A 1720-nucleotide genomic window follows, 5' to 3' on the forward strand; every position below is an offset into this window, starting at 1 on the left:
GAAATGGGGAACAAAGTGACCTGTGTGGATATTGATCCTAAGAAAATTGAGAAACTAAACAACGGAATCATACCTATTTTTGAGCCTGGTTTAGAATCCATGGTGCTGAAAAATATAGAAAATAAGAATTTATTTTTTACAACGGATTTATCAGAGGCTATTAAAGATGCTGAAATAGTATTTATTGCAGTAGGGACCCCGATGGGAGATGATGGTTCTGCTGATTTGCAATATGTGTTGGCTGTAGCTAAATCCATTGGACAAACCATGCAAAAAAGATTGGTGGTGGTTGATAAATCAACGGTTCCAATTGGAACAGCCGATAAAGTAAAAGCAACGATTCAGAAGGAACTGCAAGAAAGAGAATTAGAAATGCAATTTGATGTAGTTTCCAATCCGGAGTTTTTAAAGGAAGGAGCTGCGATTGCAGATTTTATGAAACCGGATAGAGTAGTGATAGGTTCAGAAAGTGACTATGCTACGGATAAAATGAAACAATTGTACCATCCGTTTTGTATGTCGCATGATCGTTTTATTGCTATGGACGTGCGTTCTGCTGAAATGACAAAATATGCCGCAAATGCGATGTTGGCAACGAAGATATCCTTTATGAACGAGATTGCAAACATTTGTGAAAAAGTGGGAGCTGATGCCAATCAGGTACGTATTGGAATTGGTTCAGATGCAAGGATCGGATATAATTTTATTTATCCTGGTGCTGGTTATGGAGGCTCTTGTTTTCCAAAAGATGTAAAAGCCTTGAATAAGATTGCTGAAGAGCATGGACATAAAGCAGAATTGATTCAATCGGTAGAAAAAGTAAACGATGCTCAAAAGTTAGTAATTGCACATAAAATAGTCGAACGTTTTGGAGAGAATTTGTCAGGAAAGATCTTTGGTTTGTGGGGCTTGGCTTTCAAACCGGGGACCGACGATATGCGTGAGGCACCAGCGATTTATATCGTGAAAGAATTGGTGAAAAGAGGCGCAAAGGTGCAAGCCTATGACCCAAAAGCAATGGAAGAGGCACAACATTGTTATTTAGAAGGAATAGAAAATATTTCCTATGTAAATGCTAAGTACGATGTTTTAAAAGAAGCGGATGCTTTGATATTGTTAACAGAGTGGAAGGAATTCCGTTCGCCAGATTTCGAAGAGATAAAACAACAGCTAAAATTACCGATCATATTTGATGGAAGAAATCAATACAATGCCTTTAATTTAGAAGATAAAGGTTTTGAATATTATCAGATAGGGAAAGGATCGTGAAGTAGTGAAGCGTGATATGGTGAAGCCGTGAAGTAGTTGCGTGGGAAAAGGGGAATCGATAAATAGAAGAGGGAAAAAACAATTTTACGATTTTACGAAAACCGAATTAACGGTCTGGTGAAAAAGTACAGTAATTAAAAAATAAGAGCATGGAAGTTTGTCTTCAAAGCTTTGGCTTAGAGCCTTAGCTTAATGCTATCAAAAAAAAGAATATAAGCTTTGGCCTAGAGCCTTAGCCTAATGCTATAAAGAAACAGTGAAAATATTAATAACAGGAGCAGCGGGGTTTATCGGTTTCCATTTGGCGAAAGCCTTATTGGAAAAAGGACATGTTATAGTTGGGCTAGATAATATCAACGATTATTATGATGTGAATTTGAAATATGCACGTCTGAATGAATTGGGTATAGCTAGAAACGACGCAGAGATTTTTCTAAAGGTTTCAGAAAGT

Annotated in this window: 2 protein-coding genes; both read left to right on the forward strand. The window is 37.2% G+C overall.

From position 1 onward, the window contains the following. Nucleotides 1–1269: UDP-glucose/GDP-mannose dehydrogenase family protein (locus P8H68_RS03195; RefSeq protein WP_300321511.1), on the forward strand; the 1269-nt coding region annotated here is incomplete at its 5' end. A gap of 256 nt (nt 1270–1525) precedes the next feature. Continuing rightward, the coding region (locus P8H68_RS03200; RefSeq protein ID WP_300321514.1) for an NAD-dependent epimerase/dehydratase family protein at nt 1526–1720 on the forward strand (195 nt) is incomplete at its 3' end.

Origin of the sequence: Flavicella sp. (assembly GCF_029238425.1) — a bacterium.
Classification (GTDB): Bacteria; Bacteroidota; Bacteroidia; order Flavobacteriales; family Flavobacteriaceae; genus Flavicella.